The sequence below is a fragment of the Seonamhaeicola sp. S2-3 genome (assembly GCF_001971785.1).
Taxonomy (GTDB): domain Bacteria; phylum Bacteroidota; class Bacteroidia; order Flavobacteriales; family Flavobacteriaceae; genus Seonamhaeicola.
The window spans coordinates 469471-496401 of record NZ_CP019389.1; the positions used below are offsets into that span (position 1 = coordinate 469471).

Genomic DNA, 26931 nt, shown 5'->3' on the forward strand with positions numbered 1-26931 from the left:
ATAGTGTCTTCATTATATTCAGTTTTATTTAGTTATTAAATAGATGCTTGGGGTTAAAAAAGGTTGCGTTAATTAACACAATTTATTTATATAACAGTTTTAACTAAATATTTCCTAGTAAGTTAAAGTAATTTATTTAAAAAAGAATTTAATAGCAGCAATAAAAAGGATAAAAGCAATAAAGGCAATTAACACCCATATACTACCAGCATAAAACCGTTTATGAAGTTTTAAATCCTTACGGTAAGTAAAACCAATAATAATGGCGAAGGCTATAAAAAATAAAACTCCAAAAATGATTTGACCTTTACTGAACATATAACTACTTTTATGCAAATTAAATAAATTTAGATTAAAGAAAACCAATTTATGCAAGACAAAATAAACGCCGTTAAGGCATTTCATACAGCATTTAAAATAGGCCACAGAGAAACCCCTAAAGCAAACTTAGGTATAGAAAAAAATGTGTTACGGTATAAGTTGATGAGAGAAGAAAATGAAGAGTATTTAGACGCTGCTAATAATGGTGATTTAGTAGAAGTGGCCGATGCCTTAGGAGATATGCTTTATATTTTGTGTGGTACCATAATAGAACATGGTTTACAATATAAAATAGAAGAAGTGTTTGAAGAAATTCAGCGTAGTAATATGAGTAAGTTAGGAGCAGATGGTGAACCTATTTATAGAGAAGATGGAAAAGTACTTAAAGGGCCTAATTATTTTAAACCCAATATTCAATCAATTTTAAATAAATAGGTAGTATCTGATAGTAGGCAAGGTAGGGTATCTCACCAAGTGTGTAAAGTGTTAAAAGGCGTCTTAGAGTGCCTTTTTTATTATGTATTCTGGATAACTACTTATTTGTTTTTCTACTTTTATACCATAAGTATCATATAGGTTTGAAACCATTAAATCATAGTATTTATAGTGTATTTGCCAATCATGTAGCTCTTGGCTTAAACCGCTTTTATTGTAAACAATAGGGGTTTCTAAAATACTAGATAGCTTATACATCATGTCTTCTAATGAAACATTATCTGCTTTTATCTGAGTATCTCCAATAAGATATTTTTCATTATTTATACCCCAATTAATTTGATGTTTATCCCACAGCATTGCATTGTTAAAACTAAACACCAAAACATAACCATTTCCCATAGCTTCTTCTTTAGTCAAATTCAAGCTTTTTAAAATGGTTTTTTCCATATTTTTAAAAGCATTAGAATGATACTTAAAGTACATTTTATACTTCTTATTTAAATCAAACCCTATCTTAATTTGATTCTTATTCACTTTATTTGAATAGGCTAAGATATCTTTCAAACTTCCTGATAGCTCTATATAATCTTGTTTATATTTTATTTGTAAACCATCAACAGCAACACTTTCTAATTCTAAATATTCAAAATCATTAATAGGTTTATAAACGTTATTGGTTTGAGTATAATTCACGTTATTAACAATAAACATATTGCTAACACTAGCTTTTTTAGTATTCTGTTTTAAAAATTTAGCTACATGATAATCTTTTAGTTCTGCTGGATGACCTTCCCATAGTTTTTTTCCTGAAGCGTTATATAAAATACCATAGGGCAGACTATTAATTTTATTTTTTTGAAATGTTTCCCCTTCAAAATCTATAGCAACAGCAAGATTCACCTTATGTCGTTTTATAAATTGTTTTACTAAATCTGGGTTTTCTTGACTTAAAGAAACTATATAAAAATCTTCAGAATATTGATTTTGAAGTGTTTCTAAATATTTTGAAACATGAATACAAGGCGCACACCAAGTAGCCCAAAAATCTATAAAATAGAGCTTGTTGTAATCATTTTTTGCTATGTTAGAATCTCGAATAAATTCTGAAACATGCACTTGCCCCATTGAAACATTAATACTAAATAATATTAAAACAACTATTTTAAACTTCACTTTTTTACATTTAATACAAGTATAACAAATATTATGCTAAAAAATTATTCACATTAATAAACCATAGGTAATTTAATTATAAAGTGACTTTAATTGTTATTTTGTGTCATAAAAACAAATAAAAAACAATTACTAAAACACAGTCAAATAACAACTTAACACATCTTTATTTTTATCTATAAATCACTTTTTAATTTATATATTTAACCAAAAAATATTATGACCCGAAAACTCTTAACCTTATTGTTAATTTTCAATCTTACTGCATGTGCAGAGTTACAACAAGTAATAAACGAATTACCTCAAAGCAATACCATTGGTAATACTGAAATTGCTTCTGGATTAAGACAAGCTCTAGACTTAGGAATTGAAAAGCAAGTAACCAAACTTACCCAAGAAGATGGTTTTTATAAAAACGAATTGGTGAAAATTTTATTACCAGAAGAACTTCAAAAGGTTGATAAAACGCTACGTGATATTGGCTTAAGTAAATTAGCTGACGAAGGGTTAAAAGTATTAAATAGAGCTGCCGAAGATGCTGTTAAAGAAGCTACCCCAATTTTTGTTGATGCCGTAAAAGAAATAACATTTGCCGATGCTAAAAATATTTTATTAGGAAATGATGATGCAGCTACACAGTATTTAACAACTAAAACTGAAACCGCTTTATATGCTAAATTTAATCCTGTAATTAAAAACTCATTTTCTAAAGTTGGTGCAGACACTATTTGGAATAACTTAATAACAAAGTACAATAGTATACCACTTACAAATGATGTAAACCCAGACTTAACAGATTATGTTACCAAAGAAGCACTTAAAGGTGTTTATACAATGATTGCTATAGAAGAACAAGAAATTAGAAATAAAGTTTCATCTAGAACTACAGATTTACTTAAAAAAGTATTTGCTCTACAAGACTAGTATACAACACATATATTCTATTAAAAATAAAGCCGAATACTCAAACTATTCGGCTTTTTCATTTATAATAAAAATAATTACTAGCATACAAACTAAGCAGAAAAAAAATTTGAATAACAAAATAAAAAACGTATATTTAAGTTCTTGATATTAAGTTTTTTATGGAAAAATCAATACTCATAAAACATCAAAAAAATGCTTTAAAAAGGCGTTACAAAGAACTTATAGAGCAAGCCTATAATTTTAGGCAGACAGACTCTGCTTTAAGTGATATTTCTGAGTATAGAGCAATTAAACTTCTTCATAAAATAAATAAACTAAATTATTTATCTAGAGATTCTGTTCAATTAGTATCTTAACGTTAGCAATTTTTTAACTTTTTTCTTACATCCAAATCACATCTTTTCTCGTACTTTATAGTATAAAAAAGAAATGTTATGAATACCCATTTTTGTAGAGTTGGCAAGATTAAACCAAATTTAAACAAGGCTATTAGTCTAAAAGAAATTGAAAGAACTATTGCTAATTTTGTTGATGATATTAGCAAGGTAGAATTCAACAAAGATTTAAACGAAGCGCTTTAAAATAAGCAAATGCTTTTGTTAATCTAGAACCATACCAAGAAAACATTTCGCCATCAACCAAAACTATTTCTGCGTTGGGGTAAAATGCTTCTAAGTCTTTTTTATGCTTTTCTTTAAACGGGTAAGGCTCACTAGATAGCATTACTAAATCTATTTCTGGTTTAACCTCTAAATTTATTTCAGGATACCTATGTTGGCTTTTGTAATAATTATCAAAATTATTAAGCGTTAGCAAATAATTTATAAATGTATTGTTGGCTGCCACCATCCAAGGATTTTTCCAAATAAAATAGACTACTTTAAGCTGTTTTTTATTCTGAACAAAACACTCAAAATCTTTATATTGCCATTCTATCTCATTACAAATTTGCAATGCTTTTTCTTCTACATTAAATAAATACCCGTATTGTTTTATAAGTTGCAAACTATCATTAAGTGTAAAAATATCAGAAACATGCACCATACAAACAGACTCACAAGCCTCAACAATTTCTTTGGTATTTTCTTCTTTATTACACAGAATAACATCTGGGTTTAAAGCTTTTATTTTTTCAACATCTAGTTGTTTTGTACCACCAACAACGGTAGCTTTTGATTTAATTTTAACGGGATGTACACAAAATTTTGTGAGCCCAACTATTGAAGATTCTAACCCCAAATCACACAACAATTCTGTTTGACTTGGCACTAATGAAACAATTCGTTTTGGTGCTTTTTCAAACGAAATGACTCTATTAATTTGATCTTTTAATTGTGTCATTACGAAGAAAATTTAAAGTTTTATAGTGGCAATCTATTTATTAAAAAAGAAATTCTTACATCACCGTTACCCCTAGAAATGATGCGTCAATTCAACTTTCATTTGCTGTTGGAGTTCTTCGGCTTTAAGAGCAGCAGCCTGAGCAAAATCGATATTATTTGAAGCGTAAATAATACCTCTTGATGAATTTATAAGTAAGCCCACATTATCACTCATACCATATTTACAAACATCTTGCAAGTTTCCGCCTTGAGCACCCACACCTGGTACTAACAAAAAACTATGGGGTATTATTTTTCTAATATCAGCTAAATATTCAGCTTTGGTAGCCCCAACAACATACATTAAGTTTTCAGAATTATTCCATGTTTTAGAAGTCTCTAAAACCTGTTTGTATAACTCTTTATCATTAACAGCCTTTGTTTGAAAATCAAATGCCCCTTGATTAGATGTTAACGCTAACAAAATAGTGTGTTTGGTTTTAAAAGCTAAAAAGGGCTCTACAGAATCTTTACCCATATAGGGTGCTACGGTAACAGAATCAAAAGCTAAATCTTCAAAAAAAGCTTTAGCGTACATGGTACTTGTGTTACCAATATCGCCTCGTTTAGCATCTGCAATAGTAAATATTTCAGGATGCTTTTCATTTAAATAATTAATGGTTTTTTCTAAAGCCTTCCAGCCTTTTAAGCCATAAGCCTCATAAAATGCTGTGTTTGGTTTATATGCCACACATAAGTGATGTGTTGCATCAATTATAGCTTTATTGAAAGCAAAAATAGGATCTTCTTCTTTTAAAAGATGTTGCGGAATTTTATCTAAATCTACATCTAACCCTATACATAAAAAGGATTGCTTTTTTTTAATTTCTGAAACGAGTTGGCTTGTTGTCACCTTTTAAATTAAATTGTTTCGTCGTTAGCCTTAAGCTTTTCAGTATTTTCAGCTAACATAAGTTCATCAATTATTTTTTGAATATCGCCATTTACAATATTTTGCAAATCATACAGGGTTAAACCAATTCTATGATCTGTTACACGCCCTTGTGGGTAGTTATAGGTTCTAATTTTAGCACTTCTATCACCAGAACTTACCATACTACCACGTTTAGCTGCATCTTCTTCTTGTTTTTTGGCTAACTCTAAATCGTATAAACGCGAGCGTAATACCTTGAAGGCTTTTTCTTTGTTTTTGTGTTGCGATTTTTGATCTTGACATTGTGCTACTAACCCCGTTGGCTCATGCGTTAAACGCACTGCAGAATAAGTTGTGTTAACAGATTGCCCTCCTGGACCAGAAGAACAGAAATAATCTATTCTAACATCTTTTGGGTCTATTTCTACATCAAATTCTTCAGCCTCTGGAAATACCATCACCGTAGCTGCACTGGTGTGTACACGCCCTTGTGTTTCTGTTTGTGGCACACGTTGTACACGGTGTACGCCAGCTTCAAATTTTAAAGTACCATAAACATCTTCACCTGTAACTTCAAATTGAATTTCTTTAAAACCACCATTGGTACCTTCGCTAAAATCTACCGTACTTACTTTCCAACCTTTGCTTTCGCAATATTTGGTGTACATTCTATATAAGTCGCCTGCAAAAATACTAGCTTCATCTCCACCTGTTCCTGCACGCAATTCTACCACCGCATTTTTGGCATCTTCAGGGTCTTTTGGTATTAAGAGTACTCTTATTTCTTCTTCTAATTTAGGAATACCTTCTTTGGCTTCATCATATTGCATTTTGGCCATTTCTACCATTTCAGGATCGCTACCATCTGCAATAATTTCTTCGGCTTCAGCCAAATTATTAGTTAATTCAATGTAAGCTTCACGCTTATCCATTAAAATTCTTAAATCTTTGTATTCTCTGTTTAGCTCAACATACCGTTTCTGATCTGATATTATATCGGGTTGAATGATTAAATCACTCACCTCATCAAAACGCTGTTTTACTATTTGTAATTTCTCTAACATCTGCCTCTTTTAATTGGTCTCCAAAAATACGATAATTTATCAATTTTAGGTTATTCTCATTAAGCCTATTCTTAATATAGCAGAATATTTTAAACTATTTTACGTTTCTGTGATTACCATGCAGCAATTATTATCTATATTATTTTTTTACAGACCACTAGTTTTATGGTCTTTAGGAATAAATACTACGCTTTTATTTTTTAAAATTGAGCCTGTAATTATCCTAATAGTTAAAGTTTTTTTAGTATTTTTTTTGTGGTACATAACTAATGAAACAACTGCAAAACGTAAACTTACTTTTTACAAAAACTTGGGTATTTCTACCTTTAAACTATTTTCAATACTGTATCTTATAGACTTATTTCTGAGCATTCCTTTTCTTTTAATTCTTAGAGAGTTTATATGATTTTAGAAATTGATAGTATTGAACTTTACTTTAAAAAGAAACCAATATTAAATGGTATTTATTTAAAAGCTGAAACTGGTGAAATTACTGGTATTTTAGGGAGTAATGGTTGCGGAAAAAGTTGCTTACTCAATATAATTTTTGGCAATTTAAAACCAAAATATAAACTTGTTAGAATTAATTCTACACCTATTTTAAAACCACTATACAAAACCAAATTGGTTTCTTATTTACCACAGTATAATTTTATACCCAAATATATTAAGCTAAAAACAGCTTTTAAACTTTATAAGGTTGATTGGAAAGTGTTTATAGAACATTTTGAAACGCTTTCAATATTTAAAAACACGAAATTTGGGTTACTTTCTGGAGGTGAACAAAGAATTATTGAGATATACTTAACACTAAAAACACCAAGGCAAATTATTTTACTAGATGAACCATTTAATGGTGTAGCTCCATTATATATTGAAAAAATTAAAAGTTTAATTAAATTAGAAAAAAACCAAAAGTGCATCATTTTGACTGACCATAGATATTCTGAAGTTATTGACGTGTGCAACAATCTTTACCTTATTAAAAATGGATGTACAAAACAGATAAATAATTTAAGAGAACTTGAAGATTACAAACACATTCATTAAGATTCTAATGCACAACATACTAGAAATTATATTTCACACTTACCCTTGTTTTTAAAAAAACAACACATTATTAACCCACAAACGCATTGATAAAATGTAAGATTTAAATCACAAAAAAAATCATTTTTTTCTTGTTAGAAAATGTAAATAGCTATATTTTTGAGCAAAATTTAACAAGAAATTAAACATGAAAAAAATTTTTGCATTAGCCCTTATCTCTACTATGTTATTTAACACATCTTGTAGCAACAATGATGATGGAGATTCAAACAAATTAGACGGATCTTTAACTGTTGAAGAAGGTAAACAACAACTTGAAGACAACAGTATTAAACTTTTAAACAAAATTGAAGAATTTAAAAACGACGATGCTTTAAATGAAATTATTGAACTGGCTGAGTATTTGAGTTCTTCAAACACAACTAAATTTAGTGGTTTTAAATCAACAGCATTAAACTCTATTGAAAATGCAAGTAGCATTCAATCTAAAAATAGTTTAATTGAATTTAATGCTAAACAATCATTAGCGCTAGCCTCAAAAAATAATTTAATATTTGATTTTGAAGCTGAATCTGGTGTTTATGAATGGAACGCAGATATTGAAGATTTTGAAAAAATTGGTGAAAGTGATGATATTATTTATAAAATATCATACAACGAAAACAAAAATGCTATTTATAGCTTTACTGATTTTGCTTCAAAAACTGTTGAAGGAGAAGAGCTACCAACTTTAGCTAAAGCTAACTTAAAAATTGATGACATTACAGTATTTTCTCAAGATTATACTGCAACTTTACAAGATAACAATTTAATACCTACTAAAATAAATAACAAAACTACTATTGGTGGTTTTGTTTTTGAAACCAATTATAACAATAGCAACAACGCTAAAATAGATCAATCATTTACTTTCAAAATTGATAGTGAGGTTATCATTGGTTACAACTATACTGCAAAAGGAAACTTTAACAATACTGATAGTGAGGTCACTGATATTTTTGACAGTGTTGACTTTTCATTTAACTTTCTTGATGCTAAACTAAATGTAAGCGCAAATGACAATGACTTTGACTTAGACGAAGAATTAACTATTGATGAGCAAATTGATTTATTAAACAAAAATGTTAATGCTATATTAAGCATAAACAACAAACTAATTGCTGAAAGCCTTTTTTATAAAGACCAAGATACCTATACAGATTATATCTATAACGAAACCACTGAGTCTTACGAATGGGATGAAGTAACTGAGGATATAATAAATGTTAAATTCTTATTTGATGATGGCACTTCAAGTGATTTTGAAACGTATTTTGAGGGTTCATTTACTGAATTAGAAGAAAAGTTTGAAGCCGTTTTTGAAGCCTACGAAACACTTTTTGAAGACGTAGAAATCTAATAGAAATAAACAAACATAAAAAAGGCTGTCTGAAAAGGCAGCCTTTATTTTTACATTTTTTTTAGCTATTTTTTTTAACTTTAAGAATGCGTAAAAAAGTAGTTTTCAAGCCCTATAACTAAGACCAGTTTTGTTTGTTGTCCCCAAGCTATGATGATTTAGTCCTAAAGCATCACCCTGTTCAAATGGTAAATACAATTATTGACCATTTTAGATATTACGCTTTAGAAGCAAGCTACAAAGACGGTGGCACCTTTAGTTATCATCTACAAATTCACTCAAGACATTTATTTATAGCTATTTACACAATATTTATTCCTCAAGAAAACAGAACAAGCCTTTTCTTAAATCAAAAACTAAACAAAATCTATTCTGAAAAAAATCACCTAAAAATTACTTTTTAGATAATCTCTTTTTACTCTGGTACTTGAAACCTAAAAACAGCTTTGTTTTCACCTGACCAATACCCAAAAGCCCCATTACTAATATTGCTTTTAACAACTGTAGAGAATGAAGCATTTTCAATGGGCATAGTAACATCACCCTTAACTGATAACCAGAAATCATACTGTTCTTTTGTTATAGCAACCACTTCTAAATCTGTTACAACACCTGATTTTAATATATCATCACGTTCGTTATTCATATAAGTCTTATGGTGCATGATAATAGGAAATGTATCTGTAAAAATATTTTCGGTATTAAAAATAAATGGATCGGCATACTCAAACATAGTGTCTTCTTCGTTCTTTATTAGCAACTTAAAGTACTTAGGTATTTGTGGGTTGGTGTTCTTTAGCACTAATCTTAAATCCTTAAACCCAGACACTAACTCACCATCTCTTATAGCATCTAAAAATTCAATATTTAAAACATTTGGTAACTCAGGCAAACTTGTTTGAGCATTAAACTCATCTCCTCTAATGGTTACTTTTAACTTGTAATTTTTACCTAACTCACCTTTAATTTGATTGCTTCGGTAATATAAAAACGGAAAATAACTATTATCTCTCTTTAAAGTTAAAATTTCTGATGTTTCACCATCAAAAAGTTCTACTTTTGCTTTTGATTCTATTGATTTTGCTACCTCTAAAGAATCTATAATCCCTTTAAAAGGTAGACTATTAGTTAAATAAACCTTAGCAAATTCACCTTCATTAATTTGTCCTTCAATGGTTAATTTATCTTGTAAGATATCAGTATCTGTAACGCAAGACATTGTACAAAACACAAAACTTAAAAGCAGTAATTTTTTCATAAAATTAATTAAAATGAAAACAACCAATTAACCGTTGGCAAAAATGGAAATAAGCCATCTTTTTCCTCTTTAATTTCTATAAAAGCATCTTTAACATCATCATCGGTACTATAAGAAATTTGAAACGGATTATTATTATTGTAAATATTATAAAGGGTTAAATTTATTTTAGAATTCCATCTTCCTTTTTTCTTAAAAGAATAAGTACAGGACACATCCAACCTATGATAACTTGGAAATCTGGAGGCATTTTTAGCTTCAAAATTAATTATAGGTCGTTGGTTTACAACCCTAATATCTGCAGGTTTTGTGTAGTTTTGCCCACTAGTAAATATAAACAATGCACCAAACTCTATCCGGTTATTTAATTTGTAATGAGCAATACTATTAATGTTTATAGGTCTATCAAAAGTTGCTGCAAAATACTTCCCTTCATTTATTTCATTAAACTTAGCTACTGTTTTTGATAGCGTCAAAGCCCCTTGTAAAGTTAACTTGTTTACTTTTTGGTTTACACTCAACTCTAAACCGCATGATTTAAATTTACCTACTAAAACATCATCATATATATTATTTGAAAATAAATTGTTAACAGAACCATTTTCAAACTCTGTATAATTTGTAACATGCTTATAATATACCGCACTATTTAGTTGTAAACCGTTAGTTTCATAGCTATACCCCAAACTATATTGATTTGACAACTGAGGTTTAATTTTATCAGTACTAATAATGAAAAAATCTGCAGGTAAACTAAACGAACTTATTGAAGCTTGATGTACAAATTGATTTAACCTTTGGTAACTTAACTTAAAAGCTTGATTTTTTTTAGATTGATATTTTATACTAACCCGTGGTTCTGCACTATAAAAGTGATATGCACTTATTAAACTATTTTGCTTAGCAAAAAAAGAAGAAAGCCTTAAACCTATTTTTGCTTCTATTCTTTTTGACAACTGTGTTTCTAAATCTGTAAACACACTAAATGTGTCGTAATTATAAGTTTCTTGATTTTGAATACTTACAGGAAATTCATCAACTAAAGCGTTAACTTTTTTTGGTAAAATATTTGTATTGTTATACGCAGTTCCTATTTTAAAAAGGTAATTTAGTTTTTTCCATAAAAAATAATGATTTACACCTAATACATTAAATGTACTTTTGGCACTATAATTAAAAGGAAACTCGTCATCTGAAAACATAAAACTATAATAACTGTTTGATATAGTTGTTTTTGAACTTAAAACACTAGAAAACTTATGTGTATAAGTGCTACCAAATAAAACATTACCCCAGTTTAAATTTCTGTTTCTCCCTTTAGTTTGATCTTTAAAATTATCTTTTGTTGTATAAAAAGTAGTCTCTAAATGGTCTTTATCTGAAAGTTTAGCCGTATGTTTTCCTAAAAAATCATATAAAAAATAATTTTTATCATTTCCTAAAATAGTATTGTTATTACTAAAAAAAGGTTTAAAAATTTCTAAATAAGTTCTTCTTCCCGAAAGTAATAAACCATTATTTTCATTAAGCTTTATATTGCCTGTTAATTTTGAAGACAATAACCCTAAACTACCATTGTAATTAGTTGAATCTGGTATTTTTAATGTTTTAATATCTGTTATTGAAGCTAGTCTTCCTCCGTAAGAAGCATCAAACCCCGCTTTTGAAAATTCTAGCGAATTAACAAAATCAGAATTTACAGCTGAAAACAAACCTCCTAAATGTGCTGTATTATGTAAATAAATATTATCTATAAGTGTTAAATTCATACTAGCATTTCCGCCCCTTACTAATAAACCAGATTGCCCTTCAGTTGCCTGTTGTACGCCTGGTGTGTATTGTATTAATTTTATAACATCTTTTTCCCCTAAAATAAAGGGCATTTTTTCAATATCCTTTTGAGATAGGTACACTTGGTCTGGCACTACCTTTTTTATTTGACTACTTGAAAAACTTCTTAAAACTACCTCTTCTAAAACACTAACTTTGGGCGTTAAATACACAATGTCATCTAAATTTTTAACTGCTATAGAATATGATTGAAACCCAATTTTTGAAAATTTTAAAATAGCATTGGCATTTATATTTTCAAAACTAAATATTCCTACCTTATTAGTATAAACCCCTTTGTCTGTGTTTAAAACCTGTACAGAAACATCTGCTACTGGCAAGTTGTTTTCTATATTTTTTACTGAAGCAGTTACCGAAATTTGCGCTAATAATACATCACCATATAATAGCATACATATAAACACTAGCAACAAACCTCTGTTTAATTTTGGGACATAAAAAAACATGAAACCTTAATACACTTTAGGTTATTAAAATAAGTTAGCTAAAGTAAATACTATTACTAATTCTAACAAAGAAGCCTATTATTTTTTTAAGTATTCTAATACACAGTAAACAAAAAAAGGAAGCTAAAATAACTTCCTTTCATAACTACTTTCATTTAATTTTAACCACATTTAGAGGAACCACAATCTTGACAAGTTAAACATCCCTCTTGATAAATTAAGTTGGTTGAATTACAATTAGAACATGTTTGCCCTTTTGCTTTGGTACCATCTGCTACATAACGTTTTAAAGCTCTACCTACACCATTTTTCCAAGTGTTTATAGATTCTGTATCTAATTGTAAACTGTTAATTAAATCAACAATTTTTTCAATGGGCATACCGTGGCGTAAAGTACTAGATATGAGCTTAGCATAATTCCAGAATTCTGGATTAAATTTATGCGATAAGCCTTCAATAGTTATTTTATAACCTCGTTTGTCTTTATATTGAAAATCATATCGGGTAGTACCATCTTCATTTTTATTTTTAATAATAAGACCATCATTTACCCAACGCGGAATTAAAATACCGTCTTCATCATCAACTAATCCGGTAAAAATCTCATACGGATTACCTTCTATTAACCCTATAAAAGCAATCCACTTTTCTTTGTTATTTTGAAAACGTACTACATCGGCTTTTAATACTTGTGGGCGTTTTATTGGAAATGTAGTTAAGGTGTTTTCTTCCTCCTTTTTTTCTTCATTTGAAATTAACACTCCAGAACGTGATCCATCTCTATAAACAGTAACACCTTTACATCCTGCGTCCCATGCTTTTAAATAAAGTTCTCCTACTAAATCTTCAGAAACATCACTTGGTAAATTAATGGTTACACTTATAGAGTGGTCTACCCATTTTTGAATAGCTCCTTGCATACTCACTTTGCTCAACCAATCTACATCATTAGATGTTGCTCCGTAATAAGGTGATTTTTTTACCAATTCATCTAATTCTTCTTGGGTGAAATTTTTATTGGTATCAATACCATTTACTTCCATCCATTGTTTAAAACGATGATGAAAAACCACGTACTCTTCCCATGAATCTCCTACCTCATCAACAAAATCTACACGCACATCTTTATCATTAGGGTTTACCTTTCTTCTACGTTTATAAACAGGTAAAAACACAGGTTCAATCCCTGAGGTAGTTTGAGTCATTAAACTAGTAGTACCTGTTGGAGCAATGGTTAAAAGTGCAATATTGCGTCTGCCATACTCTAACATTTCATAGTACAATTTACTATCGGCTTCTTTCAATCTATTTATAAACGGATTATTTTTTTCTCGGTCTGCATCAAAAATAGCAAAAGCACCACGTTCTTTAGCCAAATGTACCGATGCTCTATAAGCTTCTACAGCAATAGTTTTATGTACTTCTAAAGAAAATGCATTACCATCTTCACTACCATATTGTATTCCTAAAGCAGCCAACATATCGCCTTCTGCAGTAATACCAATACCAGTTCTTCTGCCCTCTTCTGCTTTTCTTTTTATGTTTATCCACAAATTACGCTCTACAGATTTAACTTCATCAAGTTCTGGGTCTGAATCAATTTTTTCAAGAATAGCATCAATTTTTTCAAGTTCTAAATCTATAATATCATCCATTATTCTTTGCGCATAAGCAATATGCTTTTTAAATAAATCGAAATTGAAAGACGCCTTATCTGTAAATGGGTTTTCAACGTAAGAAAACAGATTAATAGCCAATAACCTACAAGAATCATAAGGACACAAGGGGATTTCTCCACAAGGATTTGTAGACACGGTTTTATACCCTAAATCGGCATAACAATCTGGTACCGATTCATTAATTATAGTATCCCAAAATAAAATTCCTGGTTCTGCCGATTTCCATGCATTATGTACAATTTTAGCCCATAAATCTTTTGCTTGAATAATTTTTGAAACCTTAGGGTTTGAACTAAAAATAGGATATTTTTGAGTATACTCTGTACCATTTTTCACGGCTTTCATAAACTCATCATCAATTCTAACAGATACATTTGCACCTGTTACTTTTCCTTGTTCTAATTTTGCATTGATAAAATCTTCAGAATCTGGATGATTAATAGATACTGAAAGCATTAAAGCCCCGCGACGACCATCTTGAGCAACTTCTCTAGTTGAGTTTGAATAGCGCTCCATAAATGGCACAATACCAGTAGATGTTAATGCTGAATTTTTTACTCCAGAACCTTTTGGACGAATGTGCGATAAATCATGACCAACACCTCCACGGCGTTTCATAAGTTGTACTTGCTCTTGGTCTATTTTCATGATACCCCCGTAAGAGTCTGAATCTCCAGAGTTACCAATAACAAAACAATTTGACAAAGATGCTATTTGATATGGGTTACCAATACCCGCCATAGGACTTCCTTGAGGGACAATGTATTTAAAGTCTTTAATTAAATCAAAAACCTCATCTTCACTTAAAGGGTTTTTATATTTTTTTTCAACACGTGCAATCTCTTTTGCAATACGACGGTGCATATCGTTAGGAGTAAGTTCATAAATATTACCTTCAGAATCTTTTAAGGCATATTTATTAAGCCAAACGCGTGCAGCTAAATCATCATTTTTAAAATATTCTAGAGAGGCGTTAAAGGCTTGGTCTTGGGTATAGGTTTTTGGTAGCGTTTTGGTAAGGTTTTGTTTCATTGATTAGTAAAGATTTAGTTCAAATATAGATTAATAAATTCGTATTACGAATATACTCAATCTTTACAATTTAAAACATGACACAAATCATAAAGTTAACAAGAAAAACAAACTAACTAACTGTTTTTAAGTATTTTAAAAATTTATTAACATAAAAAAGTTAACAAATTTTTAAAAAAAATAAAATAATTATTTTTTAAAAATCTACAGCAAAACCAACACCTAAAAACTGTTTCCATTGAACTTTTGCTCCGGCTTCATCAAACTCACCATCACCATCAGCATCAGTTTCTTTAGTAGTTTTAACATCATCATCATATCTAATATGTGAGCCAAACTTAGCGCGTACATAGTTGTTTACTTTAAAATCAAAATCTAGACTCCAGTCTAAATCTACATTACCAAAATTGTTTATGTAGTCTGTATAAAGATTTACTTTATGTTGCATGTTTATGTTTTCAGCCACCTTCATTTCATAACTATTAGTAACCAAAATACCTAACTCTTTTCTAATTTTCTTACCTGAAACAATTACATTTCCTTCATCATCTAAAACCGCAGGATCTACACCAAATGAACCTGCATCTGCTAAATCTTGGTCTAAAACAAATGTTGCCTTTAATGTTAATGGTGAAAAATAAAGAGATAATTTATCAATACGTTTACCATATTCCATTCCGCCTCCAAAAAACAAATAACCAGGTGCCATCAACCTAGAAATAGGATCATCTGTATTTGGATATTTATAACCATTAGCTAATTGGGTTCTAAAATTAAGTCTTGCAGAATAATACCAATTAGACAAGCTATCTGGCTTATATCCTAAATTTGAATTTATCTCTATTAAATCATCTGTTTTTCTTAATTCTCTAGATTCTTGTTTATTAACACCATAACGCATTTTAATATCATTTCTCCAAGAAAAATATTTATCTGAATAATTTCTTGAGGACTGGAAACCAATAAGCCCTGAAATAGAGTTAGCTCCTCCAGAATTCCAATTCACAAAAGCAACTTCACTTAAATCTATTGAAGCCTTATTTTTTTTAACCCATTGCGGATTAGGTATATCATCATCATTTGACTTTTGCTTTTTTTCTTTTAAATAGAGAGAATCTGGTTGCGCATTAGAAAATTGAAATGAGAGGCACACTAGAGCAAATAAAATGTATCGCATGGTTATTTGTTGGGTTAATATAAATTATTTTCTTATCAACAATCATTCCATTTTAACTATAAATGGAAAAATTCTAATAGCTAAACTCTCCAAACTCACTTTTTATTGTGAGCTTCTTTTCTTTTGATGCTTCCACTCTACCAATCACCTGAGCATCAACGTTAAACGATTTTGATATTTCAATAATATCATTTGCAATTTCTGGAGTTACATACAACTCCATTCTATGCCCACAGTTAAATACTTGGTACATTTCTTTCCAATCGGTTTTTGATTGCTCTTGAATTAATTTAAAAAGCGGTGGTATTGGAAATAAATTATCTTTCACCACATGATTTTCATCTATAAAATGAAGAATTTTTGTTTGTGCTCCACCTGAGCAATGTACCATTCCGTGAATAGTATTACTATTATATTTAGAGAGTATTTGCTTTATTATTGGCGCATAGGTTCTTGTTGGAGACAATACCAGTTTACCGGCATCTATAGGCGAATCTTTAACAGCATCAGTTAATTTTACATTACCAGAATACACTAAATCTTCGGGCACTGAAGCATCAAAACTCTCTGGGAATTTTTCAGCTAAATATTTATTAAACACGTCATGACGCGCAGAAGTTAAACCATTACTTCCCATACCGCCATTATATTCTTTCTCATAGGTAGCTTGCCCGTAAGAAGCTAAACCAACAATAACATCGCCAGGTTTTATGTTTGCGTTATCAATAACATCAATACGTTTCATTCTTGCGGTTACGGTAGAATCTACAATAATGGTTCTTACCAAATCTCCAACATCGGCTGTTTCTCCTCCAGTAGAATGAATGGTAACCCCAAACGATTGTAAATCTTCCAATAACTCTTCGGTTCCGTTTATAATAGCCGAAATTACCTCTCCAGGTATTAAGTTTTTGTTTCTTCCTATAGTAGATGACAGCATAATGTTATCTGTAGCACCTACACATAGCAAATCATCTATATTCATTATAAGTGCATCTTGAGCAATGCCTTTCCAAACTGATACATCTCCAGTTTCTTTCCAGTACATATAAGCTAAAGATGATTTTGTTCCTGCACCATCGGCATGCATAATTAAACAATAATCATCATCATTAGCTAAGTAATCTGGTACTATTTTACAAAAGGCTTTTGGAAACAGACCCTTATCAATATTTTTTATAGCGTTGTGAACATCTTCTTTTGATGCCGAAACCCCACGTTGTGCGTAGCGCTTAGAAACTTCTTGACTCATAATAATATAATGTGGTGCAAAGGTAATTGTTTAAAGTAAAATTATATAGGTTTTAATCTTGTTTTACTAACAGTTTTTCAACCATACAACTTACTTGATTTTATAAAATTTTCTACTACTTTCGTTTTTCATTGAATATAAGTCATTAAAAACAACATATATTCTTAAGTTTTTCACAATTTCAAAAAAAACTTCATAACATGAACAAAAACAAAGAAAACTTTATACTAAAAATATATTCTTTAACCTTAACAGCTGTTTTAGCCTTTGTAATTTTTACATCATTTAAAACAAATTCAAAAACAGAAAAATTAGATGAGATTACAGTTGAAAGAATAAACATTGTAGAACCTAACGGTGATTTAAAAATGGTTATAAGTAATAAATCCAAACAACATTCAGGAATGTTTGACGGGAAATTATTATTTGGAAAACGAGAAAGACCAGCAGGAATCATCTTCTTTAATGAAGAACAAGACGAAGTTGGAGGTTTGCTATATCAAGGAAACAAAAAAGACGGTTCTAGTTGGATTCTGTCTGTTGATCAATACAAAACAGACCAAATAATGCAAATGCGATATTTAAAAAATAATGATGGAAAATCACGATACGGTATTCAATTTTGGGATAAGGATGAAAACTACACAATGCCTATTATTGCAAAAAAAATTGATTCGCTACAAAAAACAGGCTTGACAATGCCACAAGCTATTAACAAAATAAAAAAGTCTAAAAAAGGAAATCCAATTAGTGCAGAAAGAATGTTTATTGGCAAAACAATGGATGAACAAGCAGGTGTTTTTATTCAAGACCAAATGGGATTAGACCGACTAAAAATATATGTAGATAAACAAAATAACCCTAGAATTGAGATACTTGATGAAAATGGAAATGTAATCAAAAATTTGGCTCGCGATTAACTAAAATAAGCTTCTTTAATTTTTTATATTTCCACGATAAGTAGGTCGTGTATTGTGGCTGGAAACAATAAAATAATGAATAATCTAAAGACAAACAAATACAACGAGGTGGTATGTTTTGGATTAAATAGAAAACTAAATTTTCCTGATTTCACCATTCAAAACACAAAACATCAAAAAATACAAGGACCAAACAATGCAAAATGGGAAAGACAAACTTTCTATTTCACAATAACTAGTAAACAAGATAGCTTTGAAATTACTTGGAGCACAGGTAGAATTCAAAACACAAAATTTACTCTTAACAAAACAACCTACGAACTAGCAATGGGAAGTTATCAGGATTCTACTTCAAAAGCTTTTAAAAGTCTTGCTTTAAATGAGCTAATAATTGTTAAAGTTAAAAAAGTGAAACTAGTAAAACACCGTATTAAAACAGATGATATTGTGTTTAGAAGTACTTTAACAAAGAAAGGCGAAGTATTTTTTAACGAATTTGGAACCATAGAAAAAACGCCACTAGGTTTATTTGTTTGGGACTTTAACAATACCATAAAACAACCACTTAAGAATTGGTCATCTAAAGGTATTAACCAAAAAATTGCAGTATATCGTATAACATCTCCAGATTTTCAAATAAATAATATAGCATTAAAAAACGGTAATTTTAATTATTTGTTTGATTCTGAAAACCTAGAGTTAGTAACCCAAAACTTTTAAGAACTATTTTAATTGAAGTAATATGCCTAAAAAGAATAACGCAGATAAAATAAAAATTTTAGGGAAAGAATTTGAATATGTAAGAATAGATGATATTAAGAAAAACCCTGTTATATTTTTTGAAGAGCACAGTGTTGATTTATGTATCAAAGCCTATGAAATCTTAAAACCTAAACTTATATACATTGAAAATATCCCATGTCAATTTCTTAGCGACCCTCTTTTTGCTGATTTAGAAAATATACGCGTAAGTGCTTCAGAAAACATGGAATTAACCCCATTGAACGCATTAAACAATTTAAAGAGTCTTTGGGTAACCTTTTATCCTGGATATGAACCAAAAGGCGCTTTAGATTTTAGCCAGTTCCCACAGTTGGAAACATTACGTTATAGTTGGTCTAACGAAACAAAAAACTTTTCGGCTCTAAAAAATATACAATCCATTTTTATTGAAGAATACCCTCAATTAGACTTAAAAGCATTTAGCGAGTTTGATAATTTAAAGGCCTTAGAAATCTCTCGTTCCAAATTAGAATCATTGGAAGGCATTGAAGAAAACAGCAACCTAATTGAATTAAAAATTACCGGTTCTTCTAATATCAACACACTGGAAAGTCTTGCAAAAGCAAGCAATATGAACCTAAAAGTTCTAGAAATAAATTCTAAAAACAAGATAAACGGATTAGAGAACATTGCTAATTTAAACAAATTACAATCGCTTACTTTAGAAGGAATGCCAAGTATAGATTGTGCTCAACTTGAAAAAAACACGAGTTTAGAGCACCTGAAACTAAAAAAGGTAAAGGAGGTACATAACGCATCTAGCTTAAGCAAATTAACCAAGCTTACGTCTATTGAGTTGCTTATCATAGATTTTATTGAAAACCTGAACTTTATTTCTGAATTACCAAACATTGAAACACTTAATATACTACCATGGTATGTGAATAGTAAAGATGGTTATTTGCCATTAACCAAAAAATTTAAATCTTTAAATAAATTAGAAACATTATTTAAGTGGAAAGATATTCTAAATCATTTAGATGAAGAAGGATTAGCATTATATAAAGCCTATTTTGGCGATTCACCTTTAGCCTTTATTAAAAAACGTTTTAAATTTCATTGTTATGAAGATTTCTCTGAGCCCTATACCAAAAAAAACTGTAATAAAGTAGACCATCAAATTCAAAAATTAATCGACCGATTAATAGAGCATTCAGATAAAACCTCAGAAGAGAAATTAGTTTTCTTTCAAGACACAGTAAATGCCCTCGACAAAATAGATGAAGAATTAAACCTTTTTGCAACTGGCGAACGGGAATACCTTTGGGATACCTTAGATGAAATAGCCAAAGAAAGCGGTATAGATGTGGATGCTTTAGAGGAATCTGATTCTAAGAACAAAAATTTTAATTGGCCCGTTTTTTAAAAAAGCTTACCGAGATATGAACGATCAAGTCATTTTTAATTTAGAAGTCAACAAACTTTTAAAAAACAAATTTAAAGCTGAAAATTGGTCTGGAGTTAGCCCTGTGTTTTATAAAAACGATACCTCCAACCTTGTCAAGTGTATTGAAATAAGGAAATCAGTAAAACAAGACAACTTTTACTGCTATTTATCCCTCTATTCAAATTTCAAAAATTCGAATGCACCGAAGAAACTGATGGATAGTAACAAGCAAATATTTTTAGTAACATTAACACCTAATAAAGTAACTGATACTTCATATTATTGGCCGTTAAAAGAAAACAAAGCATTTAACGAAAATCAAATACATCTTTTATGGGAAGCTATTACCAATCATGGCGAAGCTTTTTTTAATCGGTTTAATAATTTTCCAGAACCTTTTTTACATATTAGACCTACAGATTTTAAACATGGTAATGTTAAATTATTCAACACATATGAGGTATATAACCAATTTAATTATATGAATTTTTTAAAAGAAATTTATATATCCTTGAATGAAATAGACATGGCAACTAGCTTTTCAAAACTTGCTATTGAAACTTATCGAAAAAAAATAGAAAAGAATAAATTAATGACTGAAAAAAAATATAAAAAAATCATTAAAGCATATTTAAATTTTTTAGATATGCCATAAGTTAAAACAATCATTTATTCTCCCATACCTGCAAGTTTTATCACTTTCTTAAATATTAAAATCACTCAAATATTTAATTTATAAAATGTAAATAACTTTGCTAATATATTTTTTAAAAAGGATAGCGGGTAAAGTTACATACTGCTAAATTACTCACATAAAACACACTATTAAAAATAATTGAAACACATGGACATAAATCTGAAATACAAACTATATCAACAAGATTATTTACACCAGGTTTTGTATTCTAATGCCATGAGTAAAAACGCTAAAAAACAACGATTAAGAGCATGGGTATTTACTACGTTTTTTATCTTAATTCTTAGTTTTCTGTGGTTATCTGTGTCTAACGATACAATTGAAATGGGTCATTATTTAGGAGCCATTCCCACCTGTATTATTGGTATACTTTGCTTTCCTTACTTTTTTAAATTTATACAAAAAAAACAATTATTAAAGCACACTAATGAAGTTTATAAAAATAATTACGGAAAAGAAATTAATCTTTTATTTGGAACAAATACCATTGAAATTCAAAATGCCTTAGGAATATCTAAAATAAACTATTCGGCTTTAGAAAAAATTATTGAAACATCTAGTCATTTCTTTATGGTATTGAAAGCTGGTTCTTATATTATTATTCCTAAATCAAGCATAAAAAACATGGATGATTTTAGAGTTAAGATTAAAAATATAGCTAGCAAAAGTAAAATTTTATATTCAACAGAATTAGATTGGAAATGGTAGTAACTGAACTGTATCTAAAAATGCGTGTAATTCATTTCTAGCTATAACTTACTTTCCAAAATTTTCTCGGTTTTCTATTCGGTTTGTATTCGCTAAATTATATGTTTAATACCCCTACTCACTGCTAAAATATACTTTCAAAATTCACTACCTTGTAAATAACATTTCTCTGTATTTGGTTAGTGGCCAAATTTCGTCATCTACCAATAATTCTAGTTTATCACAATGGTAACGTATATCTTCAAACAAAGGTTTAACCTGATTACAATAAGCAGCAGCCTTCTTTTCTATATCGGCTAGCTTATTGGCTTTTTTACGCTCATTAATTAAGGCGGTAACTTTGGTGTTTATAGCCTCTATATGGCTTGATATTTCTTTAATTAAATTAATTTGTTCTTTGGATACTTTTTCAAAATCGGTTTCAAAAATTTCTTTTAAGCCCTTTACATTTTCAATCAAAATATTTTGATACTTAACCGCTGTTGGTACTATATGGTTTCTTGCTATATCACCTAATACTCTCGCCTCTATCTGTATATGCATAATGTAGGCTTCAACCTCAATTTCGTAACGTGCTTTGGTTTCTATTTCACTTAACACGTTCATTTCCTCAAACAAATCAATTGATTCTTTAGCTACTTTAATTTTTAGAGCTTCGGGTGTGGTTTTATTATTACTAAGTCCGCGTTTTTTTGCTTCCTTTTCCCAAGCTTCACCATAACCATTTCCTTCAAATAAAATAGGTTTGCATGATTTAATATATTCTCTTAACACATTAAAAACAGCTTCGTCTTTTTTCAACCCTTTACCATCAATGAGCTTATCTACTTCTTTTTTAAACTCTATTAGTTGTTTGGCTACTATGGTGTTTAAAACCGTCATAGGGTTACTACAATTTGTGGTAGACCCTACTGCTCTAAATTCAAATTTATTACCTGTAAAAGCAAATGGCGAGGTACGGTTTCTATCGGTATTATCTAATAACACATCTGGTATTTTACCAACTACATTAAGTTTTAATTCTGTTTTTTCTTCTGGCGACAGTTTTCCTTTTGTAACCCCTTCTAATTCATTTAAAACTTTAGTTAATTGTTCTCCAATAAACACAGAAATAATAGCTGGTGGCGCCTCATTAGCCCCTAACCTATGGTCATTGCCTGCAGATGCAACAGAAGCTCTTAACAACTCTTCGTAAGTATGTACCGCTTTTATGGTATTAACAAAAAATGTTAAAAATTGAAGATTACTCATGGGGGTTTTTCCTGGCGCCAATAAATTAACTCCAGTGTCTGTAGATAAAGACCAGTTATTATGTTTTCCTGAGCCATTCATTCCTGCAAATGGCTTTTCATGAAATAATACTTTAAAATTATGACGTGATGCCACACGCCCCATAACATCCATTAAAAGCGCATTATGATCTACAGCTAAATTAGCTTCTTCAAAAATAGGAGCTAATTCAAATTGGTTTGGAGCTACCTCATTATGTCTTGTTTTAACAGGAATCCCTAACAACATACATTCGTTTTCTAAATCGCGCATAAAGTTTAATGCTCTGTTAGGTATGGCTCCAAAATAATGATCATCTAGCTGCTGCCCTTTGGCAGAAGAGTGGCCTAGTAATGTTCTCCCTGTTAAAGCAATATCTGGTCTGCTAGCAGCCAATAGTTTATCTATTAAAAAGTACTCTTGTTCCCATCCTAATGATGATGATACTTTTTTTACATTTTTATCAAAATATCGGCATACATCGGTTGCTGCAGTATCAACAGCATTTAAAGCTCTTAAAAGCGGGGTCTTATAATCTAACGCTTCTCCTGTATACGCTACAAAAATAGTTGGAATACAAAGCGTTGTTCCGTATATAAATGCAGGTGATGTTGGATCCCAAGCAGTGTAGCCTCTAGCTTCAAACGTATTTCTAATACCTCCACTTGGAAAACTTGAAGCATCGGGTTCTTGCTGTACTAATTGACCGCCATCAAACTTTTCAATAGCAACACCTTCACTAATTGTTTCAAAAAAAGCATCGTGCTTTTCTGCAGTAACCCCTGTTAATGGCTGAAACCAATGTGTGTAATGCGTAACCCCTTTAGATAACGCCCAATCTTTCATTGAAGCTGCTACTTGGTCTGCTATATTGCGTTTAATTTTTGTACCGTGTTGAATAGCATTCATAACACCATCTAAGGCATCTTTGGTTAAATACTGACGCATGGTATTTATATTAAACACATTTTTACCAAAAATATCAGAGCGTTTTTCAGTTTCAACAACATTAATTGGTTTATGTATAAGAGATTCTTTTATGGCGTGAAAACGTAATGTAGGCATTGACTTATTAGTTTAATTTATTTTAGATTACAAAAATAATTATAGTGGTTAAACTACAAAATAGGGTGTTAACAATTTTTCAGTATTTATATAAAAAACTATACTTTTTTTAATAGATACCCTAAAAAAATGGGGGATAAATAAAAATAACACAGCAAAATACTAAAATACCCCTCAAAAACATGAAGTATTTATATAAAAATATATATTTGTGCTGATAACATTTAGATTACATTAATATAATATTCATTATGGCAAAAATTAAATTAGAGTACATTTGGCTAGATGGTTACAAGCCTACTCAAAACATGAGAAGTAAAACCAAAGTAGAGGAGCATGAGAACTTTAAAGGAACATTAGAAGAAATTGGTAATTGGTCTTTTGACGGGTCTTCAACAAGACAAGCCGAAGGTGGATCTTCAGATTGTATCTTAAAACCTGTAGCTATTTACCCTGATCCAGAACGCAAAAACGGTTACTTAGTTATGACTGAAGTATTAAACGCAGATGGAACACCTCATGAATCTAATGCTAGAGCTACTATTGATGATGATGATAATGATTTCTGGTTTGGTTTTGAGCAAGAGTACTTTATAATGGATACTCACACTCAATTGCCTTTAGGTTTCCCTGTTGGTGGATACCCTGCTCCACAAGGCATGTATTACTGTTCTGTTGGAGGTAAAAACACTCACGGTAGAGATTTAGTTGAGGAACATGCCGATTTATGTATTGAAGCAGGTTTAAACTTTGAAGGTATTAACCAAGAGGTTGCTTGCGGACAGTGGGAATTCCAATTATTTGCTAAAGGTGCCAAAAAAGCTGGTGATGAAATTTGGATTGCTAGATATTTATTAGATAGATTAACTGAAAAATATGGTTACTATATTGAATACCACCCAAAACCACTAGGTAAAGATATGGATTGGAATGGTTCTGGTATGCATGCCAACTTCTCTAACTCTACATTAAGAACTTGTGGAGATAAAGCAACTTACGAAGCTATTTGTGAAGCTTTCCGTCCTGTTGTAAAAGAACACATTGCTGTTTACGGTGAGTTTAACGACCAACGTTTAACTGGTGAGCACGAAACACAATCTATTGATGAATTCTCTTATGGTATTTCTGATAGAGGTGCATCAATCCGTATTCCTGTTGCAACTGTAGAAAGCGGTTGGAAAGGTTGGTTAGAAGATAGAAGACCAGCTGCTAATGGTGACCCATACAAGATTGCAGGAAGAATTATTAAAACTGTTAAATCTGCTAAAATTTAATTTATATAGATTTTGTTCATAAAAAAAGCGCTTATATTTTAATGTAAGCGCTTTTTTAATTTAATTCATTCTATATTTTTCTCGGTAAGCGGTTGGACTAATGCCTGCCTTCTTTTTAAATAATCTTGAAAAATATGGCGGATATTCAAAACCTAATTCAAAAGCAACTTCAGCAATGGTTTTATTAGGATTTAACAGCATATTCTTAGCTTCATCAATTAAATAAAGTTGCAAATGCTCTGTTGAGGTTTTTCCGGTTTCTTTTTTTAGCGTATCGCTTAAATAACGCTGTGAAACCGATAGTTTATGTGCTATTTGTTCTATACTAGGAATGCCGTTTTCTTGTATTTCACCCGATTCAAAATAAATAGATAGTTGTTCGTTAAACTGCTCTAATAAATTATTTGAAAGTTCTTTACGGTTTATAAACTGCCTTTCGTAAAAACGATTTGCATATTTTAAAAGCGTACTTAATTGCGAAATAATAATGTCTTTACTAAATTGATCTTGATTATTTTGGTATTCAACATCAATATTTTCTACAATAGATTCTATTTGCTTTTCTTCCTTTGGCGATAGGTGAAGTGCTTCGTTTGCCGAATACGAAAAAAAACCATATTTCTTAATTTGATGCGCTAATTCTGTTCCTTTTAAAAAATCTTCATGAAAATTAATTGAAAAACCTTTTTGATTATAAACCACGCTTTCATCCCATTGTAATACTTGTCTAGGAGCAATAAAAATTAAAGCGCCGTTGGTGAAATCGTATTGAGTTCTACCGTAGTTTAAATCGCCTTTTACAATTTTTTTTAAACTAATGGAATAACAATCGTTTGTAATGGGTGGCGAACTTTCTTTTGGGCAAGGTAAAAAACCATCGCCCGATGCCGTAAATACGCTAAACATTGGGTGTTCTGATCTTGGTAACTCCAAATAATTTAAATAAGCCGATAGGGTTTTAAAATGTTGCATATTAATTTTTCAATTCTTTTTTGGCTAATAATAATTGCTTGTTATAATTGTCTATTCTGCCATGAGCCGTACCATCAATTAATAAAATAACCGTTAGCATAGCAATAGCTGTAATCATACTTGCTCGCCATATAGGTGTGTTTAAAAATATTATAACTAGGGCACAACTAGCAACAATAATTGGAATGACTTTAAAAACAATGGTTTTGTATTCGTTTAAAGTGCTTTCGGCGCGTTTAAGTTCGTTTTCTACAAAGGTAACTGCGTTATTATTATATGCTATTTCAAATTGTTTAATTCTAGATTTATTGGTGTAAAATAACCCAAGCCCAATAGTTAAAAGTAAAACGCCTGCCACTAAAGTAGGAATTATATATGCTTTTGCTATTTCGGTTTTTCCTAATTGCCAAAATCCTAAACTTGCGATTAAAAACCCAAGAGCAAAAATAATGAAGAATCTCGTTGAGAATACTTCGGCTTTTGCCCAATCTGTAGCTATTTTAAGTATATCCATTGTTTTAATGTGTTGATTT

26 protein-coding genes are annotated in these 26931 nt (G+C 30.3%); 13 read left to right on the forward strand and 13 right to left on the reverse strand.

The window, feature by feature from the left end; genetic code table 11:
* Positions 1–132 precede the first annotated feature (132 nt).
* Positions 133–318 (reverse strand): hypothetical protein, encoded by a 186-nt coding sequence (locus BWZ22_RS02315; RefSeq protein WP_076697742.1) that lies wholly within the window; start codon positions 316–318, stop codon positions 133–135.
* Positions 319–369: 51 nt separating this feature from the next.
* Between BWZ22_RS02315 and BWZ22_RS02320 the strand changes: the two genes are divergently transcribed.
* Complete coding sequence (locus tag BWZ22_RS02320; protein ID WP_076697743.1) at positions 370–756, forward strand: nucleoside triphosphate pyrophosphohydrolase family protein; 387 nt, start codon at positions 370–372, stop codon at positions 754–756.
* 63 nt (positions 757–819) lie between these two features.
* On the opposite strand, the gene BWZ22_RS02325 is transcribed toward BWZ22_RS02320, so the two are convergent.
* Entirely contained in the window at positions 820–1932 is a 1113-nt protein-coding gene (locus BWZ22_RS02325) for a TlpA disulfide reductase family protein (RefSeq protein WP_076697744.1), read from the reverse strand.
* 219 nt (positions 1933–2151) lie between these two features.
* Between BWZ22_RS02325 and BWZ22_RS02330 the strand changes: the two genes are divergently transcribed.
* From BWZ22_RS02330 to BWZ22_RS16570, 3 genes are all read left to right on the forward strand, one after another.
* Positions 2152–2856 carry a DUF4197 domain-containing protein gene (locus tag BWZ22_RS02330; protein WP_076697745.1) on the forward strand — a complete coding sequence of 235 codons (705 nt, stop codon included), beginning with the start codon at positions 2152–2154 and terminating at the stop codon, positions 2854–2856.
* A gap of 161 nt (positions 2857–3017) precedes the next feature.
* The gene (locus BWZ22_RS02335) at positions 3018–3215 is read left to right on the forward strand and encodes a Lacal_2735 family protein (protein ID WP_076697747.1); all 198 of its coding nucleotides are present in this window, start codon (positions 3018–3020) and stop codon (positions 3213–3215) included.
* A 78-nt stretch (positions 3216–3293) separates the two neighbouring features.
* Positions 3294–3440 carry a hypothetical protein gene (locus tag BWZ22_RS16570; RefSeq protein ID WP_157607884.1) on the forward strand — a complete coding sequence of 49 codons (147 nt, stop codon included), beginning with the start codon at positions 3294–3296 and terminating at the stop codon, positions 3438–3440.
* On the opposite strand, the gene BWZ22_RS02340 is transcribed toward BWZ22_RS16570, so the two are convergent.
* The 3 genes from BWZ22_RS02340 to prfA form a co-directional block, all read right to left on the reverse strand.
* Complete coding sequence (locus BWZ22_RS02340) at positions 3412–4200, reverse strand: ABC transporter substrate-binding protein (RefSeq protein ID WP_076697748.1); 789 nt, start codon at positions 4198–4200, stop codon at positions 3412–3414. The genes BWZ22_RS16570 and BWZ22_RS02340 overlap by 29 nt on opposite strands.
* Before the next feature lie 72 nt (positions 4201–4272).
* Positions 4273–5094: an orotidine-5'-phosphate decarboxylase gene (gene pyrF / locus BWZ22_RS02345; RefSeq protein ID WP_076697749.1), complete on the reverse strand. Its 822-nt coding sequence runs from the start codon at positions 5092–5094 to the stop codon at positions 4273–4275.
* Between the two features lie 8 nt (positions 5095–5102).
* Positions 5103–6179 (reverse strand): peptide chain release factor 1, encoded by a 1077-nt coding sequence (gene prfA / locus BWZ22_RS02350; protein WP_076697750.1) that lies wholly within the window; start codon positions 6177–6179, stop codon positions 5103–5105.
* A 402-nt stretch (positions 6180–6581) separates the two neighbouring features.
* Between prfA and BWZ22_RS02360 the strand changes: the two genes are divergently transcribed.
* The 3 genes from BWZ22_RS02360 (at position 6582) to BWZ22_RS02370 (ending at position 9032) form a co-directional block, all read left to right on the forward strand.
* Entirely contained in the window at positions 6582–7229 is a 648-nt protein-coding gene (locus tag BWZ22_RS02360; protein ID WP_076697753.1) for an ATP-binding cassette domain-containing protein, read from the forward strand.
* A gap of 187 nt (positions 7230–7416) precedes the next feature.
* Complete coding sequence (locus BWZ22_RS02365) at positions 7417–8628, forward strand: hypothetical protein (protein WP_076697754.1); 1212 nt, start codon at positions 7417–7419, stop codon at positions 8626–8628.
* A 185-nt stretch (positions 8629–8813) separates the two neighbouring features.
* Positions 8814–9032, forward strand: coding sequence for a hypothetical protein (locus tag BWZ22_RS02370; protein ID WP_157607886.1), 219 nt, complete (start codon positions 8814–8816; stop codon positions 9030–9032).
* 11 nt (positions 9033–9043) lie between these two features.
* Here BWZ22_RS02370 and BWZ22_RS02375 read toward each other — a convergent pair whose 3' ends face one another.
* The 5 genes from BWZ22_RS02375 to BWZ22_RS02395 form a co-directional block, all read right to left on the reverse strand.
* Complete coding sequence (locus BWZ22_RS02375; RefSeq protein WP_157607888.1) at positions 9044–9886, reverse strand: DUF4249 family protein; 843 nt, start codon at positions 9884–9886, stop codon at positions 9044–9046.
* An 8-nt stretch (positions 9887–9894) separates the two neighbouring features.
* Positions 9895–12141 carry a TonB-dependent receptor domain-containing protein gene (locus BWZ22_RS02380; RefSeq protein WP_232225258.1) on the reverse strand — a complete coding sequence of 749 codons (2247 nt, stop codon included), beginning with the start codon at positions 12139–12141 and terminating at the stop codon, positions 9895–9897.
* Between the two features lie 203 nt (positions 12142–12344).
* The gene (locus BWZ22_RS02385) at positions 12345–14894 is read right to left on the reverse strand and encodes an adenosylcobalamin-dependent ribonucleoside-diphosphate reductase (RefSeq protein WP_076697758.1); all 2550 of its coding nucleotides are present in this window, start codon (positions 14892–14894) and stop codon (positions 12345–12347) included.
* A 196-nt stretch (positions 14895–15090) separates the two neighbouring features.
* Positions 15091–16071 carry a DUF3078 domain-containing protein gene (locus tag BWZ22_RS02390; protein WP_076697759.1) on the reverse strand — a complete coding sequence of 327 codons (981 nt, stop codon included), beginning with the start codon at positions 16069–16071 and terminating at the stop codon, positions 15091–15093.
* Positions 16072–16144: 73 nt separating this feature from the next.
* Entirely contained in the window at positions 16145–17323 is a 1179-nt protein-coding gene (locus tag BWZ22_RS02395) for an AIR synthase related protein (protein ID WP_076697761.1), read from the reverse strand.
* A 200-nt stretch (positions 17324–17523) separates the two neighbouring features.
* Here BWZ22_RS02395 and BWZ22_RS02400 point away from each other — a divergent pair, with 200 nt between their 5' ends.
* The 5 genes from BWZ22_RS02400 to BWZ22_RS02420 all read left to right on the forward strand — a co-directional run bounded on the left by BWZ22_RS02400 (position 17524) and on the right by BWZ22_RS02420 (position 21818).
* On the forward strand, positions 17524–18243 hold the full coding sequence (locus BWZ22_RS02400; protein WP_076697762.1) for a hypothetical protein: 720 nt from the start codon (positions 17524–17526) through the stop codon (positions 18241–18243).
* Positions 18244–18318: 75 nt separating this feature from the next.
* Positions 18319–18963: a hypothetical protein gene (locus BWZ22_RS02405; RefSeq protein WP_157607890.1), complete on the forward strand. Its 645-nt coding sequence runs from the start codon at positions 18319–18321 to the stop codon at positions 18961–18963.
* A 22-nt stretch (positions 18964–18985) separates the two neighbouring features.
* Positions 18986–20392, forward strand: coding sequence for a hypothetical protein (locus tag BWZ22_RS02410; RefSeq protein ID WP_076697764.1), 1407 nt, complete (start codon positions 18986–18988; stop codon positions 20390–20392).
* 16 nt (positions 20393–20408) lie between these two features.
* Positions 20409–21068, forward strand: coding sequence for a hypothetical protein (locus BWZ22_RS02415; RefSeq protein ID WP_076697765.1), 660 nt, complete (start codon positions 20409–20411; stop codon positions 21066–21068).
* 189 nt (positions 21069–21257) lie between these two features.
* Positions 21258–21818: a YcxB family protein gene (locus tag BWZ22_RS02420; RefSeq protein ID WP_083692156.1), complete on the forward strand. Its 561-nt coding sequence runs from the start codon at positions 21258–21260 to the stop codon at positions 21816–21818.
* Between the two features lie 147 nt (positions 21819–21965).
* Here the strand turns inward: BWZ22_RS02420 and BWZ22_RS02425 are convergent, their stop codons facing one another.
* Positions 21966–24152 carry a glutamine synthetase III gene (locus BWZ22_RS02425; protein ID WP_076697767.1) on the reverse strand — a complete coding sequence of 729 codons (2187 nt, stop codon included), beginning with the start codon at positions 24150–24152 and terminating at the stop codon, positions 21966–21968.
* A gap of 251 nt (positions 24153–24403) precedes the next feature.
* On the opposite strand from BWZ22_RS02425, the gene BWZ22_RS02430 reads away from it, so the two are divergent.
* Entirely contained in the window at positions 24404–25426 is a 1023-nt protein-coding gene (locus tag BWZ22_RS02430; protein WP_076697769.1) for a glutamine synthetase beta-grasp domain-containing protein, read from the forward strand.
* A 60-nt stretch (positions 25427–25486) separates the two neighbouring features.
* Here the strand turns inward: BWZ22_RS02430 and BWZ22_RS02435 are convergent, their stop codons facing one another.
* Both BWZ22_RS02435 and BWZ22_RS02440 read right to left on the reverse strand, forming a co-directional pair.
* Positions 25487–26398 carry an AraC family transcriptional regulator gene (locus BWZ22_RS02435; protein WP_076697770.1) on the reverse strand — a complete coding sequence of 304 codons (912 nt, stop codon included), beginning with the start codon at positions 26396–26398 and terminating at the stop codon, positions 25487–25489.
* 1 nt (position 26399) lies between these two features.
* Positions 26400–26912, reverse strand: a complete 513-nt coding sequence (locus BWZ22_RS02440) for a hypothetical protein (protein ID WP_076697771.1) — start codon at positions 26910–26912, stop codon at positions 26400–26402.
* Positions 26913–26931 lie beyond the last annotated feature (19 nt).

What these genes read in the sequence shown, in the direction of transcription:
- BWZ22_RS02425 (WP_076697767.1), bottom strand. Translation starts at nt 24,152, where the DNA reads ATGCCTACATTACGTTTTCACGCCATAAAAGAATCTCTTATACATAAA.
- BWZ22_RS02385 (WP_076697758.1), bottom strand. Translation starts at nt 14,894, where the DNA reads ATGAAACAAAACCTTACCAAAACGCTACCAAAAACCTATACCCAAGAC.
- BWZ22_RS02410 (WP_076697764.1), top strand. Translation starts at nt 18,986, where the DNA reads ATGCCTAAAAAGAATAACGCAGATAAAATAAAAATTTTAGGGAAAGAA.
- BWZ22_RS02405 (WP_157607890.1), top strand. Translation starts at nt 18,319, where the DNA reads ATGAATAATCTAAAGACAAACAAATACAACGAGGTGGTATGTTTTGGA.
- BWZ22_RS02340 (WP_076697748.1), bottom strand. Translation starts at nt 4,200, where the DNA reads ATGACACAATTAAAAGATCAAATTAATAGAGTCATTTCGTTTGAAAAA.
- BWZ22_RS02315 (WP_076697742.1), bottom strand. Translation starts at nt 318, where the DNA reads ATGTTCAGTAAAGGTCAAATCATTTTTGGAGTTTTATTTTTTATAGCC.
- BWZ22_RS02335 (WP_076697747.1), top strand. Translation starts at nt 3,018, where the DNA reads ATGGAAAAATCAATACTCATAAAACATCAAAAAAATGCTTTAAAAAGG.
- BWZ22_RS02420 (WP_083692156.1), top strand. Translation starts at nt 21,258, where the DNA reads ATGGACATAAATCTGAAATACAAACTATATCAACAAGATTATTTACAC.
- BWZ22_RS02390 (WP_076697759.1), bottom strand. Translation starts at nt 16,071, where the DNA reads ATGCGATACATTTTATTTGCTCTAGTGTGCCTCTCATTTCAATTTTCT.
- BWZ22_RS02415 (WP_076697765.1), top strand. Translation starts at nt 20,409, where the DNA reads ATGAACGATCAAGTCATTTTTAATTTAGAAGTCAACAAACTTTTAAAA.
- BWZ22_RS02320 (WP_076697743.1), top strand. Translation starts at nt 370, where the DNA reads ATGCAAGACAAAATAAACGCCGTTAAGGCATTTCATACAGCATTTAAA.
- BWZ22_RS02365 (WP_076697754.1), top strand. Translation starts at nt 7,417, where the DNA reads ATGAAAAAAATTTTTGCATTAGCCCTTATCTCTACTATGTTATTTAAC.
- BWZ22_RS16570 (WP_157607884.1), top strand. Translation starts at nt 3,294, where the DNA reads ATGAATACCCATTTTTGTAGAGTTGGCAAGATTAAACCAAATTTAAAC.
- BWZ22_RS02440 (WP_076697771.1), bottom strand. Translation starts at nt 26,912, where the DNA reads ATGGATATACTTAAAATAGCTACAGATTGGGCAAAAGCCGAAGTATTC.
- BWZ22_RS02360 (WP_076697753.1), top strand. Translation starts at nt 6,582, where the DNA reads ATGATTTTAGAAATTGATAGTATTGAACTTTACTTTAAAAAGAAACCA.
- prfA (WP_076697750.1), bottom strand. Translation starts at nt 6,179, where the DNA reads ATGTTAGAGAAATTACAAATAGTAAAACAGCGTTTTGATGAGGTGAGT.
- BWZ22_RS02395 (WP_076697761.1), bottom strand. Translation starts at nt 17,323, where the DNA reads ATGAGTCAAGAAGTTTCTAAGCGCTACGCACAACGTGGGGTTTCGGCA.
- BWZ22_RS02430 (WP_076697769.1), top strand. Translation starts at nt 24,404, where the DNA reads ATGGCAAAAATTAAATTAGAGTACATTTGGCTAGATGGTTACAAGCCT.
- BWZ22_RS02435 (WP_076697770.1), bottom strand. Translation starts at nt 26,398, where the DNA reads ATGCAACATTTTAAAACCCTATCGGCTTATTTAAATTATTTGGAGTTA.
- BWZ22_RS02375 (WP_157607888.1), bottom strand. Translation starts at nt 9,886, where the DNA reads ATGAAAAAATTACTGCTTTTAAGTTTTGTGTTTTGTACAATGTCTTGC.
- BWZ22_RS02330 (WP_076697745.1), top strand. Translation starts at nt 2,152, where the DNA reads ATGACCCGAAAACTCTTAACCTTATTGTTAATTTTCAATCTTACTGCA.
- BWZ22_RS02370 (WP_157607886.1), top strand. Translation starts at nt 8,814, where the DNA reads ATGGTAAATACAATTATTGACCATTTTAGATATTACGCTTTAGAAGCA.
- BWZ22_RS02400 (WP_076697762.1), top strand. Translation starts at nt 17,524, where the DNA reads ATGAACAAAAACAAAGAAAACTTTATACTAAAAATATATTCTTTAACC.